10 protein-coding genes are annotated in these 14,918 nt (G+C 71.1%); 5 read left to right on the top strand and 5 right to left on the bottom strand.

All coding sequences use genetic code 11. The annotated features are described in order from the left end of the window. Nucleotides 1–197: 197 nt before the first annotated feature. The 3 genes from ACFY5C_RS12615 to ACFY5C_RS12605 all read right to left on the bottom strand — a co-directional run bounded on the left by ACFY5C_RS12615 (nucleotide 198) and on the right by ACFY5C_RS12605 (nucleotide 3,757). Nucleotides 198–2,396 (bottom strand): molybdopterin oxidoreductase family protein, encoded by a 2,199-nt coding sequence (locus ACFY5C_RS12615; protein WP_389443667.1) that lies wholly within the window; start codon nucleotides 2,394–2,396, stop codon nucleotides 198–200. Nucleotides 2,397–2,598: 202 nt separating this feature from the next. Beyond that, a complete protein-coding gene (locus tag ACFY5C_RS12610; RefSeq protein WP_389443665.1) occupies nucleotides 2,599–2,895 on the bottom strand; it encodes a hypothetical protein in 297 nt (98 codons plus the stop codon). Nucleotides 2,896–3,070: 175 nt separating this feature from the next. Continuing rightward, a complete protein-coding gene (locus ACFY5C_RS12605) occupies nucleotides 3,071–3,757 on the bottom strand; it encodes a vancomycin high temperature exclusion protein (RefSeq protein ID WP_389443663.1) in 687 nt (228 codons plus the stop codon). 223 nt (nucleotides 3,758–3,980) lie between these two features. Here ACFY5C_RS12605 and ACFY5C_RS12600 point away from each other — a divergent pair, with 223 nt between their 5' ends. The 5 genes from ACFY5C_RS12600 (at nucleotide 3,981) to ACFY5C_RS12580 (ending at nucleotide 11,072) form a co-directional block, all read left to right on the top strand. Then, a complete protein-coding gene (locus tag ACFY5C_RS12600; RefSeq protein WP_389443661.1) occupies nucleotides 3,981–4,853 on the top strand; it encodes a sirohydrochlorin chelatase in 873 nt (290 codons plus the stop codon). 173 nt (nucleotides 4,854–5,026) lie between these two features. Continuing rightward, on the top strand, nucleotides 5,027–6,280 hold the full coding sequence (locus ACFY5C_RS12595; RefSeq protein ID WP_389443659.1) for a deoxyguanosinetriphosphate triphosphohydrolase: 1,254 nt from the start codon (nucleotides 5,027–5,029) through the stop codon (nucleotides 6,278–6,280). A gap of 171 nt (nucleotides 6,281–6,451) precedes the next feature. Next, nucleotides 6,452–7,717, top strand: a complete 1,266-nt coding sequence (locus ACFY5C_RS12590) for an NAD(P)/FAD-dependent oxidoreductase (RefSeq protein WP_389443657.1) — start codon at nucleotides 6,452–6,454, stop codon at nucleotides 7,715–7,717. Between the two features lie 29 nt (nucleotides 7,718–7,746). Next, nucleotides 7,747–9,648: a DNA primase gene (dnaG, locus tag ACFY5C_RS12585; protein WP_389443655.1), complete on the top strand. Its 1,902-nt coding sequence runs from the start codon at nucleotides 7,747–7,749 to the stop codon at nucleotides 9,646–9,648. Nucleotides 9,649–9,761: 113 nt separating this feature from the next. Continuing rightward, nucleotides 9,762–11,072 (top strand): RNA polymerase sigma factor, encoded by a 1,311-nt coding sequence (locus ACFY5C_RS12580; RefSeq protein ID WP_389443653.1) that lies wholly within the window; start codon nucleotides 9,762–9,764, stop codon nucleotides 11,070–11,072. A 156-nt stretch (nucleotides 11,073–11,228) separates the two neighbouring features. Here the strand turns inward: ACFY5C_RS12580 and ACFY5C_RS12575 are convergent, their stop codons facing one another. After that, nucleotides 11,229–13,157, bottom strand: a complete 1,929-nt coding sequence (locus ACFY5C_RS12575) for an ABC transporter ATP-binding protein (RefSeq protein ID WP_389443651.1) — start codon at nucleotides 13,155–13,157, stop codon at nucleotides 11,229–11,231. Next, nucleotides 13,157–14,890 (bottom strand): ABC transporter ATP-binding protein, encoded by a 1,734-nt coding sequence (locus ACFY5C_RS12570; RefSeq protein WP_389443649.1) that lies wholly within the window; start codon nucleotides 14,888–14,890, stop codon nucleotides 13,157–13,159. Before ACFY5C_RS12570 ends, ACFY5C_RS12575 begins: the two co-directional genes overlap by 1 nt. Nucleotides 14,891–14,918: the final 28 nt, after the last annotated feature.

Here is a 14,918-nt window from a genome sequence, read left to right as displayed (position 1 = left end):
GGCCGAGCGGCCGTCCCGCCCGAAGCGCCCTCGCTACCCGACCGGGCCGAGCGGCCGTCCCCGCCCGAAGCGCCCTCGCCACCCGACCGAGCCGAGCGGCCGCCCCGCCCCATAGGCCCGCCCTCCCCCCGACCGAGCCGAGCGGCCGCCCCGCCCCCCACCGGGCCGGGCAGCCGTCCCCGACAACCCCGGCCCGCCTAAGACTTCACCGCCTCCACCCGCACCGCGCACGCCTTGAACTCCGGCATCCGTGACGTCGGGTCGAGTGCCGGGTTGGTCAGGGTGTTGGCGCGGCCCTCGCCCGGCCAGTGGAAGGGCATGAAGACGGTGTCCGGGCGGATGCCGGTCGTGATGCGGGCGGGGGCCACCGCACGGCCCCGGCGCGAGACCACGGCCACCGGATCGCCCTCGGCCGTCCCGAGCCGCGCCGCCAGCCGGGGGTGCAGTTCCACGAACGGGCCCGGCGCGGCGGCGTTCAGCTCGTCGACGCGGCGGGTCTGGGCGCCGGACTGGTACTGCGCCACGACTCGGCCGGTCGTGAGGAGGACCGGGTACTCGTCGTCGGGTTCCTCGGCGACCGCCCGGTACGACACGGGGACGAACCGCGCCCGGCCGTCCGGCGTGGCGAACCGGTCGAGGAAGAGGCGGGGCGTGCCCGGATGCACCGCGCCGGCGGTCTCGCCGTCCCGCGCCGGGTCCTCGTCACCGGCCGCTGCGGTTACGTCCAGCGAGGCGTCCTCGCAGTCCGTGGTGCCCTCGTCGTCGGCGTCGGCCACCGCCGGGCACGGCCAGAACACCCCGTTCTCCTCCGCCAGCCTGCGATACGTGATCCCCGAGTAGTCCGCCGCCCCGCCCGCACTGGCCCGCCGCAGTTCCTCGAAGACCTCCTCGGGGTCGGTCGGGAAGCCTTTCTCCGGGGCCGTGCCCTTTCCGTCACCCAGCCGTGCCGCGAGCTCGTGCATGACCTCCAGGTCGGTGCGCACGCCCTCCGGCGGGCTGATCGCGCGCCGGCGCAGCAGCACCCGCCCCTCCAGGTTGGTCGTCGTACCGGTCTCCTCCGCCCACTGGGTGACCGGAAGGACGACGTCCGCCAGGGCGGCCGTCTCCGACAGCACCACGTCGCACACCGCAAGGAAATCAAGGGACTTGATGCGGTCCTCGATGTGCGCGGCACGCGGCGCCGACACCACCGGGTTGGAGCCCATGAGCAGCAGCGACTTGATATCCGTGCCGAGCGCGTCCAGCAGCTCGTAGGCACTGCGCCCCGGCCCGGGCAGGCTGTCCGGGTCCACGCCCCACACCTCGGCGACATGCCGCCGCGCCGCCGGGTCGTCCAGCTTGCGGTAGCCGGGCAGCTGGTCGGCCTTCTGGCCGTGCTCGCGCCCGCCCTGGCCGTTGCCCTGCCCGGTGAGGCAGCCGTATCCGGACAGCGGCCGGCCCGCCCGCCCGGTCGCCAGGCACAGGTTGATCCACGCGCCCACGGTGTCCGTGCCCTTGGACTGCTGCTCGGGCCCGCGCGCGGTGAGCACCATCGCGTGCTCCGGCTCGCAGAACATCCGGACGGTTTCCCGGAGTTGAGGAACGGACACCCCCGTGATCCGCTCCACGTACTCCGGCCAGTGCGCCATCGCCGCGGCCCGTGCCTCCTCCCAGCCGGCCGTGCGCTCCTGGACGTACTCCTCGTCCACCCGCCCCTCGGCGACGACCAGGTGCAGCAGCCCGAGGGCCAGCGCGAGGTCGGTGCCGGGGCGGGGCGCCAGGTGCAGGTCGGCCTGCTCGGCGGTCTTCGTGCGGCGCGGGTCGATGACGATGAGCGTGCCGCCGTTCTCGCGCAGCTCGTTGAAGAAGCGGAGCGAGGGCGGCATCGTCTCCGCGAGGTTGGAGCCGACGAGGATGACACAGCCCGTCCGCGGAATGTCCTCCAGCGGGAACGGCAGCCCCCGGTCCAGGCCGAACGCCTTGATCCCGGCCGCGGCCGCCGACGACATGCAGAAGCGGCCGTTGTAGTCGATCTGCGAGGTGCCGAGCACGATCCGCGCGAACTTGCCGAGGCTGTACGCCTTCTCGTTCGTCAGGCCGCCGCCGCCGAAGACCCCGCACGCGTCCGGGCCATGTTCCGTGCGCGTGCGGGCCAGCCCCTCCGCGACGCGGTCCAGCGCCTCGTCCCAGGTGGCCGGCACGAGCGTGCCGCCCGACCGCACCAGCGGCGAGGTGAGACGGACGCTCGATTCCAGCACTGCCGGGGCCGTACGGCCCTTGCCGCACAGTGCCCCCTTGTTCACCGGGAAGTCCGGCCGCTCGACCACCGCGACACCCCCGCCCTGCAGGGGCGTGAGGTTCATTCCGCACTGCAGGGCGCAGTACGGGCAGTGCGTGGGCGTCGCGGAGTTCGGCATGTCGTTCAGCGTGCTTCGGACGTGTTACGTGCGGCACGGCTCCCTGTTACGCGCCCGGGACGGTGACCTCTTCGCCGGCGTCGGGGCGCCGTGAGGCGGGCCGTTCTGGCCGGCGCGGCCCCGCATGCCGAAGGGCGGGAGCAGGGCGAAGGCCCCGCTCCCGCCCGGTCAGGGACGGTCCTTGGTCAGAGGACGCCCTTGGTCAGCACTCGTAGGCGTAGTACGGAGTGTCGCCGGGCTCCAGGCCGATCCTCTCGGTCGCGCCCGGACCGATCTGGATGCACGGCGGGTCGAACCCGTCGACCTCGACGGTCGCGTAGATCGTGTAGCCGCACTCGTTCCAGATGTCGGCCCAGCCGTAGCCGTAGGCGACGACGTGGGCGCAGCCCGGCTCCCTCGCCTCAGCGGCCTCGGCCGCGGTGGCGGTTCCCGCCGCGGTCGCTCCGGTGAGCAGTGCCACCACGGCGGCCGTGGCGAACAGCGAGCGAAGACGAGTCATCACGTGTCCTTTCCCCCAGATCGCGGCAGGCGGTCCGGTCCGCCCCCGCACTGCCGTGGACACTATGGGTAGTTGAGCGACTACGGAAAGCTCCCACTGGGCTCTTCACGCAGTTGGCTGGCGTGCGCGCGTCAAAACATGCGCGTAAGAGCGTGAGCCGCCCCGGCCGGGCGCCTCACCGCTCCGCCGCCAACGCGTTCGCAACCCCCGCCTCGCGCTGCCCGAGGAACCGGGGATCCGGCTCGAACACGGCGTCCAGGGCCGCCTTTCCGGCCGCGAAGATCTCCCGCGTGCCGCCGTAGTACCAGGTGGCGTCGTGCCGGTCGTCGACCCCGACGCCGTACGACGTCACGCCCGCCTCCTGGCACAGCGCGACCGCCCGCCGGATGTGGAAACCCTGGCTGATCAGCACCGCCTCGTCGACGCCGAAGATCTTCTTCGCGCGGACGCAGGAGTCCCAGGTGTCGAAACCGGCGTAGTCGCTGACTATGCGGGAGTCGGGAACGCCGTGCCGCGTCAGATACGTCCGCATGGCGTCGGGCTCGTCGTAGTCCTCGCGGCTGTTGTCGCCGGTGACGAGGACGACCTCGATCCGCCCCTCGCGGTACAGCTGTGCCGCCGCGTCGAGGCGGTGCGCGAGATAGGGGGACGGCTCGCCCTCCCACAGGCCGGCGCCGAAGACGACGGCGACATCGGTGCGCGGCACGTCGGCCGTGGTGCGCAGCCGGTCGCCCGTCACGACGTACATCCAGGTGGCCGGAAGCAGCCCCAGTACGCACGCCGACATCACGGCCTGCACCAGTCGCCGCCGCCCTGCGCGGCTGCGCGGCAGACGTGGTCCTCGCAGCTTCGGTCGGCGCATGTGGATGGTCCCTCCCCCGTCGGCGAACCGCCTGTCCTCGACACAAAGGGACGTCCTGTCAGCCCCCGCGGTTCACCCAAGCCGACGTGACCAGCTTCACTCGCCCTGCGAAACCGCAGGTCACCCCACCTCACACACCCCGGACCCCCCACGGTGAACCCGGTGTAAAAACCCGTCATTCCCGCGCAACGGGAAGGCAACGTCCCGCCGCCACCATCGGTTCATGACGGCGTCGAACCCGCTTCACGACGAGTCCACGACGGTCCACCTCGACAGTACGGCGCACATCATGAACCGGATCAGCAGCCAGCTCGCCAGCCAGCTCAGCCTCGTCTCGATCGACGGCAGACGGCGCCCCGAGCCGCCCGCGCTCGTCGTCGTGGCCCACGGCAGCCGCGACCCGCGCGCCCTGAGCACCGTCCGCGCGCTCCTCGGCAAGGTCCGCGCCCTGCGCCCCGGTCTGCCGGTTCACCTCGGCCACATCGAGCTGAACGAGCCCCTGCTCCCGGACACCCTCGCCGCCCTCGGCACCCGCGAGGCGATCCTCGTCCCCCTCCTCCTCAGCCGCGGCTACCACGTCAAGCGGGACATCCCCGAGATGGCCGCCGAAGCCGGCGTCCACGCGCGCGTGGCCCCCGCACTGGGCCCGCACCCCCTACTGGTCGAGGCCCTGTACGCCCGCCTCGTCGAGGCCGGCTGGCGCAACCGCATGGACGAGCCCACCCGCCGAGCGAGCGCGGTCGTCCTGGCCGCGGCCGGCTCCCGCGACCCCGATTCCAAGGTCGACACGGCCCGCACGGCCCACCTCCTGGCCAACCGCCTGGGCGTCCCGGTGGTCCCGGCCTACGCGACCACGGCGGCCCCGACGGTCCCGGAGGCCATCACCGCCCTGGCAGCCCGGGGCCGCACACGGGTAGCGGTCGCGTCCTACTTCACGGCCCCGGGCCGCTTCGCGACGGAGTGCGCGCAGACGGCCCCATGGATCGCGTCCGCGCCCTTGGGCACGCATCAGGCGATGGCCCGCCTGATCCTGCACCGCTACGACCAGACCCTGGCAGCCCCGGCCACCACGGAACCGGCCTTGGCGTCGGCTTAGAACGCCGGTGCAGGCGGACGTCCCTCCGGCGCGCGGGGCTGTATCGATGTGCGGCTCCGCCGCGTGGGCGCGACAAGCCCCCACGACCCGCACACGCAAGCCAACAGAATCCGGCAGACGGGTAGGCGCAACACAGCCCTCCGTTTGTCAGTGCCTGCCCGTACTGTCGGTGCATGTACTACGACGAGTCGGCAGTCGAACGCTGGGCAGCCGAGCCCGACAAACGACCGGGCCGCACGGCCTTCCAACGCGACCGCGCCCGCGTGCTCCACTCCGCGGCCCTACGGAGACTCGCCGGTAAGACACAGGTAGTCACCCCAGGAACCCACAGCCAGGCCTGGGACCCCAGCCCCCGCACCCGTCTGACCCACTCCCTGGAGTGCGCCCAGGTCGGCCGAGAGCTCGGCGCAGCCCTCGGCTGCGATCCCGACCTCGTGGAAGCGGCCTGCCTCTCCCACGACCTCGGCCACCCCCCTTTCGGCCACAACGGCGAAGTGGCGCTGAACGAATTCGCCGAGGACTGCGGCGGCTTCGAGGGCAACGCCCAGTCCCTGCGGCTCCTCACGCGCATCGAACCCAAGCGGTTCACCCCGGAGGGCTCCGTGGGCCTCAATCTCACCCGCGCCACCCTCGACGCCGCCACCAAGTACCCCTGGCCGCGCGGCGCGCGTCCGACCGACCCGAAGTCCCCGAAGTTCGGCGTCTACGAGGACGACCGGCCCGTCTTCGACTGGGTCCGCAAGGACGCCCCCGGCACCCGCACCACCTTCGAGGCCCAGGTCATGGACTGGTCCGACGACGTGGCGTACTCGGTGCACGACGTCGAGGACGGCCTGCACGCCGGCCACATCGACCCCAACTGCCTGCACGCCGACCCGGAGCGGCAGGAGATCTTCGCGGTCGCCATCGGGCGGTACGTCCCCGAGGACACCGACCCGGCCGAGCTGGCCGCAGCCCTCGACCGGCTCCAGGAAGAACCGTGGTGGCCGCACGGCTACGACGGTTCGGCCGTCGCCCAGGCCCGCCTGAAGGACGCCACCAGTCAGCTCATCGGCCGGTTCTGCCTGGCCGCCGAGAGCGCCACGCGCGCCGCGTACGGCGCCGGCCGGCTCTCCCGCTACGCGGCCGAACTCGTCGTACCGCACGCGACGCGCCTGGAGTGCGCGGTCCTCAAGGCCGTCGCCGACCGGTACGTCATGCAGCGCGCCGAACAGGAACGGCTGCGCGCCGACCAGCGCATCGTCGTCGCCGAACTGGCCGAGGCGCTCACCGCCCGCGCGCCCGACGGGCTGGACCCGCAGTTCCGGGCCCTGTTCGACGAGGCCGAGGACGACCGCGCCCGCAAGCGCGTGATCGTCGACCAGATCGCCTCCCTGACGGACGCGGCGGCCCGCACCCTGCACGCACGGTTCACACAGCGGGCCTGAAGGGGCCGGGACACAGGGGCGGTGCGCTCACCCGACCGGTACCGGTGAGACACCTGTGGCGAACGGGCACTCGAAAGTGACCCTGCGTGGCCTGATCGGGTCACCCCCTCTTCCCGCATCACGCTGCGTGCGGGACGCTCATGTGGCGGCACCCTTACGAGGAGGCATCAAGTGGTCGACGCGGATCAGACATTCGTCATCGTCGGAGGCGGACTCGCCGGCGCGAAGGCGGCCGAGACGCTCCGAGCGGAGGGCTTCACCGGGCGGGTGATACTGATCTGCGACGAGCGCGACCACCCGTACGAGCGGCCGCCGCTGTCCAAGGGCTACCTCCTCGGCAAGGAGGAGCGCGACAGCGTCTTCGTACACGAACCCGCCTGGTACGCGCGCAACGACATCGAGCTGCACCTCGGCCAGACCGTCGACCGCATCGACCGTACGGCGAAGACGGTGCGGTTCGGCGAGGACGGCACCGTCGTCCACTACGACAAGCTCCTGCTGGCCACCGGCGCCGAGCCGCGCCGCCTGGACATTCCGGGCACGGACCTGACCGGCGTCCACCACCTGCGCCGGCTCGCGCACGCCGAGCGCCTCAAGGGCGTCCTCACCTCCCTCGGCCGCGACAACGGACACATCGTGATCGCCGGCGCCGGCTGGATCGGCCTCGAGGTCGCGGCAGCGGCCCGCGAGTACGGCGCCGAGGTCACCGTGATCGAGCCGGAGCCGACGCCGCTGCACGGCGTGCTGGGCCCCGAGCTGGGCGCGCTCTTCGCCGAGCTGCACCGTGAGCGCGGGGTGCGCTTCCACTTCGGGCGGCGGCTGACGGAGATCGTCGGCCAGGACGGCATGGTGCTGGCCGCCCGCACGGACGACGGCGAGGAGCACCCCGCGCACGACGTCCTGGCGGCCATCGGCGCAGCCCCGCGCACCTCGCTGGCGGAATCGGCCGGACTGGAGATCGCCCACCGCGCGTACGGCCGCGGCGTCGTGGTCGACGAGCGGCTGCGCACCTCCGACCCCGACATCTACGCGGCCGGCGACGTCGCCTCCTTCCCGCACGCCCTCTTCGACACCCGGCTGCGCGTGGAGCACTGGGCCAACGCGCTCAACGGCGGCCCGGCGGCGGCGCGCGCGATGCTCGGCCGCGACGTCACCTACGACCGCGTGCCCTACTTCTTCTCCGACCAGTACGACTTGGGGATGGAGTACAGCGGATGGGCGCCGCCGGGGTCGTACGACGAGGTGGTGATCCGCGGGGACGCCGGGAAGCGGGAGTTCATCGCGTTCTGGGTGAAGGACGGCCGGGTGCTGGCCGGGATGAACGTGAACGTGTGGGACGTCACAGACCCCATCCAGCAGCTGATCAGCTCGAAGGCACAGGTGAACACGGACGCCCTGGCCGACCCGCACATTCCACTCGAAAACCTCGCACCATAGCTGTCAGTCCACCACCGTAGAATTCACGCGTGGCAGGACGGATCAACGACGAGGACGTGAAGGCGGTACGGGACGCGGTCCCGATCGACGCCGTGGTGTCCGAGTACCTCCAGCTGCGCAACGCCGGGGGCGGGAACCTCAAGGGGCTGTGCCCCTTCCATGACGAGAAGTCGCCGTCCTTCCAGGTCAGCCCGAGCAAGGGGTTCTTCCACTGCTTCGGCTGCCAGGAGGGCGGCGACACCATCACGTTCGTGATGAAGGTCGACCACCTCTCGTTCTCCGAGGCGGTCGAGCGGCTCGCCGCCCAGGCCGGCATCACCCTGCGTTACGAGGAGGGCGGGTACAACCCGTCGCACCAGCGCGGCGAGCGGATCCGCCTGGTCGAGGCCCACAAGATCGCCGCCGAGTGGTATGCCGAGCAGCTCGCGAGCAGCCCCGAGGCCGACACCGGCCGGATCTTCCTCGCCGAGCGCGGCTTCGACCAGGGCGCCGCCGTCCACTTCGGCGTCGGCTACAGCCCCCAGGGCTGGGACCACCTGACCCGCTATCTGCGCGGCAAGGGCTTCACCGACAAGGAACTGCTCCTGTCCGGGCTGTCGCAGGAGGGCCGCCGCGGCCCCATCGACCGCTTCCGGGGCCGCCTGATGTGGCCGATCCGCGACATCGGCGGCGACGTGGTCGGCTTCGGCGCCCGCAAGCTGTACGAGGCGGACAACGGACCCAAGTACCTCAACACCCCCGACACGGCGATCTACAAGAAGTCCAACGTCCTCTACGGCATCGACCTCGCCAAGAAGGACATCGCGAAGTCGAGCCGCGCGGTCGTCGTCGAGGGCTACACGGACGTCATGGCCTGTCACCTCGCCGGCGTCACCACCGCCATCGCCACCTGCGGTACGGCCTTCGGCGGCGACCACATCAAGATCCTGCGCCGGCTGCTCATGGACAACGGCTCGGCCCGCGTCATCTTCACCTTCGACGGCGACGCGGCCGGCCAGAAAGCGGCCCTGCGCGCCTTCGAGGACGACCAGAAGTTCGCGGCGGAGACGTACATCGCCATCGCGCCGGACGGCATGGACCCCTGCGAACTGCGCCTGGCGAAGGGCGACGACGCGGTCGCCGACCTGGCCGAACCCCGCACCCCGCTCTTCGAGTTCGCACTGCGCCAGATCGTCCTGCGCTACGACCTGGACACCCCCGCGGGCCGCGCCGCCGCCCTGGACGAGGCGGCCCCGATCGTCGCCCGCATCAAGAACAGCGGCGCCCAGCACGAGGTCGCCGTCCAGCTGGCCGGCATGCTCGGCATCCTGGACACCCAGTTCGTCGTCAAGCGGGTGGCACAGCTGGCGCGTTGGGCCCGCGACCGGGGCGGACGGGGCCCGGCCCCGCAGTCCCGCGACGCCCGGCAGTACGACGCCGCCCCCGGCCCCCGCGCCTCCGGCCCGGCCCTCACCCTGCGCAACCCCGTCTACGCCACCGAGCGCGAGCTCCTCAAACTCGCCCTCCAGCGTCCCGAGTTGGCCTCCCCGGCCTTCGACGCATACGGAGTCGACGAGTTCACCGCCGCGCCCTATGCCGCCGTACGCCAGACGATCATGGACGCGGGCGGTGCGGAGTTCGGCGTCCGGGACCCGCAGGAGTACTTGGTCCGCGTCCGCGAGGCGGCCCCCGACGACCAGGTCCGCGCGATGGTCACGGAGCTGGCGGTCGAGCCGATCATGCGCCGCACCGTCGACGAGGTGTACGCGGGCACGGTTCTGGTCCAGGTCCGCCGCCGCGCCGTGGAACGCCGGATCCGCGACATCCAGTCCCAGATGACCCGCCTGTCGACGGGCGGCGACCCCGCCCAACTGGCCGCCGTGCAGAACGAGCTGTGGGTGCTGCAGCAGTACGACCAGGCATTGCAGGGTCGGGGCGCCGCAGCGCTCTGACGGATCCACGGGCATCCGCTACGGCGGGGTATCCACGCGGTCACGGACCGGACGCAAAAAGTCACCGCACGCCCCTCGTGGCGGCGATGTGTCGTACTCCACACTGGGTTCCGGTGCCTGAGTCCTCGGAGCGCGGCCGATCCGTTCCCCACGGGTCCCACACCCCCGCGGTTCCGCTCATCGCGTACGGGACGGACAGCGGCGAGGCCGCCGACTCCGCCCTCGAAGCAGCGCTGCCGTACGCCTCGGCAGCGATCATCCTGGAGGTCGCCCCCGTGCAGACCCAGACCCTGATCGAGACCGACAAGAGTACGGACGGCACGGAGCCGGACGCGGAGACCGACGTTCTCGTCGCGGTCCCGCCGCAGAGCCGTGTCGCGCACCACCCCGAGTCGGAGCCGGAGGCATCGCCCGAGCCCGCGGAGCCGCCGGTCGGGGCGCTGGACGGCGCCTACACCGCCGAGCCGGTGGAAGCACCGCTGCCGGCCCGCACCCGCGCCGCCGACACCAGCGGACCCTCCTCCGACCTGTTCCGCCAGTACCTGCGGGAGATCGGCCGCATCCCCCTGCTCACCGCGGCCGAGGAGGTCGAGCTCGCCCGCCGCGTCGAGGCCGGCCTGTTCGCCGAGGAGAAGCTGAGCACCGCCCCCGACCTGGAGAGCCGCCTCGCCCTCGACCTGGACCGCCTGGTCGTCATGGGCCGGATGGCCAAGCGGCGCCTGATCGAGGCGAACCTGCGCCTCGTCGTGTCCGTGGCGAAGAGGTACGTCGGCCGCGGGCTGACCATGCTCGACCTCGTCCAGGAGGGGAACCTCGGCCTGATCCGGGCCGTCGAGAAGTTCGACTATGCCCGTGGCTACAAGTTCTCGACGTACGCCACCTGGTGGATCCGCCAGGCCATGTCCCGCGCCCTCGCCGACCAGGCCCGCACCATCCGAGTGCCGGTCCACGTCGTCGAGTTGATCAACCGGGTCGTCCGCGTCCAGCGCCGCATGCTCCAGGAACGCGGCTACGAACCGACGCCGGAGGAGGTGGCCGCCCACCTCGACATCCCGCCCGAGCGGGTCAGCGAAGTGCTGCGGCTGGCCCAGGAACCGGTGTCGCTGCATGCGCCGGTGGGCGAGGAGGACGACGTGGCGCTCGGCGACCTCATCGAGGACGGCGACGCGGCGTCACCTGTGGAGTCGGCGGCGTTCCTGCTGCTCAGGGAGCACCTGGAAGCGGTGCTGTCGACTTTGGGCGAACGGGAACGCAAGGTCGTCCAACTCCGCTACGGCCTCGCGGACGGCCGCCCCCGCACCCTGGAGGAGATCGGCCGCATCTTCGGCGTGACGCGGGAGCGGATCAGGCAGATCGAGTCGAAGACTCTCAACAAGCTGCGGGACCATGCGTTCGCGGATCAGCTGCGGGGCTATCTGGACTGACGCCGTCCGCGGGCCGGTGGGGTTTGGCCGCGCAGTCCCCCGCGCCCCTGAAGGGGCGTCAGCTGCACGTACCCAAGGGGCGCGGGGAACTGCGCGACCAGCCACAATGGACCCGCAGCCGCCCCGCGACGCCATGTGGCACCCCCGAACGCGGACTCAGTCCACCTCCGCCACCGCCTGAGCGAACTGCGCCTTGTACAACCGCGCATACGCCCCGTCCGCCGCCAACAACTCCCCGTGCGCACCCTGTTCCACGATCGAGCCGTTCTCCATCACCAGGATCGTGTCCGCGTCCCGGATCGTCGACAACCGATGCGCGATCACGAACGACGTCCGCCCGTGCGCGAGCTTCGCCATCGCCTTCTGGATCAACACCTCCGTACGGGTGTCGACGGACGAGGTCGCCTCGTCGAGGACCAGGATCACCGGGTCCGACAAGAACGCCCGAGCGATGGTGATCAGCTGCTTCTCGCCGGCGCTGACCCCGCTGCCCTCGTCGTCGATCACCGTGTCGTACCCGTCGGGCAGCGTACGGACGAACCGGTCGGCGTGGGCGGCCCGAGCCGCCTCCTCGATCTCGCCCCGGGTGACCTCCCGGGAGGCGCCGTACGCGATGTTCTCCGCGATCGTGCCGCCGAACAGCCACGTGTCCTGCAGCACCATCCCGATCCCGGCCCGCAGTTCGTCCCGGGACATCCGGGCGATGTCGACCCCGTCGAGGGTGATGCGCCCGGACGACACGTCGTAGAAGCGCATCAGCAGATTCACGAGAGTCGTCTTGCCGGCGCCCGTCGGGCCCACGATCGCGACCGTGTGCCCGGGCTCCACCGCCAGTGACAGGTCCTCGATCAGCGGCTTCTCCGGGTCGTACCGGAAGGACACGCCCTCCAGCGCCACCCGTCCGCGCAGCTCCTCGGGCCGCACACCCGGCACGGGGTCCGCGTCCTGCTCCTCGGCGTCCAGCAGCTCGAAGATCCGCTCCGCCGACGCCACACCCGACTGCACCAGGTTCGCCATCGACGCGACCTGCGTCAGCGGCATCGAGAACTGCCGCGAGTACTGGATGAAGGCCTGCACGTCACCGATGGACAGCGAGCCGGACGCCACCCGCAGACCGCCGACCACCGCCACCAGGACGTAGTTGATGTTCGACACGAACAGCATCAGCGGCTGCATGACCCCGCTGTTGAACTGCGCCTTGAACCCGGCCTCGTACAGCGCCTCGTTCTGCTCGGCGAACTGCTGCGCCGACTCCTCCTGCCGCCCGAACACCTTCACCAGGGTGTGCCCGCTGTACATCTCCTCGACGTGCGCGTTGAGCTTGCCGGTGGTCCGCCACTGCTGCACGAAGTGCGGCTGCGACCGCTTGCCGACGCGCGTGGCGACCACGAACGACAGCGGCACGGTCACCAGCGCGACCAGTGCCAGCAGCCACGACACCCAGAACATCATCGCCAGCACACCGATGATGGTGAGCACGGAGTTGATGAGCTGGCCCATCGACTGCTGGAGGGTCTGCCCGATGTTGTCGATGTCGTTGGTCGCCCGGGACAGCACCTCACCGCGCCGGCTCTTGTCGAAGTACGACAGCGGCAGCCGCGACAGCTTCGTCTGGACGTCCTCACGCATCCGGTACATCGTCCGGTTCACGGCACGGTTCACCAGCCGCGTCGCCCCCGCCATCAGCACACCGGCGACGAGGAACACGGTGAGCGCGAAGAGCAGTACGTTCCCCACCGCGCCGAAGTCGATGCCCTGGCCCGGCGTGAAGTCGGTGCTGCGCAGCATGTCGGCGATCTGGTTGTCGCCGCGTTCCCGCATGGCCGCGAGGACCTGCTCCTTGCTCATCCCGGACTCGAACTGCCGGCCCACGATGCCGGCGAAGACCAGGTCGGTGGCCGTACCGAGGATCTTCGGTCCGGCGACCGACAGGCCCACGCTCACGACCACGCAGACCAGCAGCGCGTAGATGGTGACCCGCTCGGGCTTGAACTGCGCGACCAGCCGTCTGCCCGACACCTTGAAGTCCAGCGAGCGCTGGTCGGGGCCGCCGCCGGCCATCATCCGCCCCATCGGCCCGGCCATCAGGCAGCCTCCGCTTCCGTCAGCTGGGAGAGCACGATCTCCCGGTAGGTCTCGTTGTCCGCCATCAGCTCGTGGTGCCGGCCCGTGCCGACGACCTGTCCCTCGTCGAGCACGACGATCCGGTCCGCGTCCCGGATGGTCGCCACCCGCTGGGCGACGATGACGACGGTCGCCTCGGCGGTCTCGCGCCCGAGCGCCGCACGCAGGGCGGCGTCGGTGGCGTAGTCGAGGGCGGAGAAGGAGTCGTCGAAGAGATAGATCTCCGGACGCTGGACCAGCGTCCGCGCGATCGCAAGCCGCTGCCGCTGACCACCGGAGACATTGGTCCCGCCCTGCGAGATGGGCGCGTTCAGCCCGCCCTCCAGCCGCTCGACGAACTCCTTGGCCTGCGCCACCTCGAGCGCCTGCCACAGTTGCTCGTCCGTCGCGTCGGGATTGCCGTAGCGCAGGTTGGTCGCGACCGTCCCGGCGAACAGGTACGGCTTCTGCGGCACCAGCCCGACGGTCCTGGCCAACAACTGGGGATCGATGGCCGCCACGTCCTCCCCGTCCACGAGCACCCGCCCGTCGGTCGCGTCGAACAGCCGTGGGACGAGCCCCAGCAGGGTCGACTTCCCGCTGCCCGTCGAGCCGATGACGGCGGTCGTCTCGCCCGGCAGCGCGACCAGGTCGATGGACTTCAGCACCGGCTCCTCGGCACCCGGGTAGCGGAACCCGGCGCCGCGGATCTCCAGATGACCGTGCCGGCGCAGCTCGCGCACCGGCGCGAGAGGCGGCACCACGCTCGACGACGTGTCCAGGACCTCCTGGACGCGCTCGGCGCAGACCTCCGCGCGCGGCACCATCATGAACATGAAGGTGGCCATCATCACGGACATCACGATCTGCATGAGATAGGCGAGGAACGCGGTCAGGTCACCGATCTGCATCCCGCCGCTGTCGATGCGATGGGCTCCGAACCACACCACCGCGATCGACGACAGGTTCACCACCGTCATGACGATCGGGAACATCAGCGCGAGCAGATTGCCGGTGCCCATCGCCATCTCGGTGAGCTCGACGTTGGCCTTGCGGAAGCGGTGCTGCTCGTACTCGTCGCGCACGAAGGCGCGGATCACGCGGTTGCCGGTGATCTGCTCGCGCAGCACCCGGTTCACCGTGTCCAGCCGCACCTGCATGGTCCGGAACAGCGGCCGCAGCCGCCGGACGATCAAGGTCACGCTGATGCCGAGGACCGGGACCACGGCCACCAGCACCGCGGACAGCGGCACGTCCAGGCCGAGGGCGAGCACGATGCCGCCCACGCACATGATCGGCGCCGACACCATCAGCGTGAACGTCATCAGCGCCAGCATCTGCACCTGCTGGACGTCATTGGTCGTACGGGTGATCAGCGAGGGCGCGCCGAAGTGGCCCACCTCACGCGCCGAGAACGACTGCACCCGGTCGAAGACGGCCGCCCGCACGTCGCGGCCGAGCGCCGACGCGGTCCGGGCGCCGTAGTACACGGCACCGATGTTGCACACGACCTGCGCCAGCGAGATGCCGATCATCAGGGCGCCGTAGGACAGGATGTAGCCGGTGTCGCCGGTGACGACACCCTTGTCGATGATGTCCGCGTTCAGCGTGGGCAGGTAGAGCGTGGCGCAGGTCTGCAGGAACTGCAGCAGCACCAGCCAGGCGATGGGTTTTCGGTAGGGCCTGAGGTAGGTCCGCAGAAGTCGTATGAGCACGCTGCTTCTCTCGGCGTCGACGAAGGGG

It is taken from the genome of Streptomyces sp. NPDC012935, from assembly GCF_042900345.1.
Taxonomy (GTDB): Bacteria; Actinomycetota; Actinomycetes; order Streptomycetales; family Streptomycetaceae; genus Streptomyces.
The sequence above is the reverse complement of the archived record's forward strand: the minus strand, read 5'-3'. Positions and strand labels throughout refer to the sequence as shown.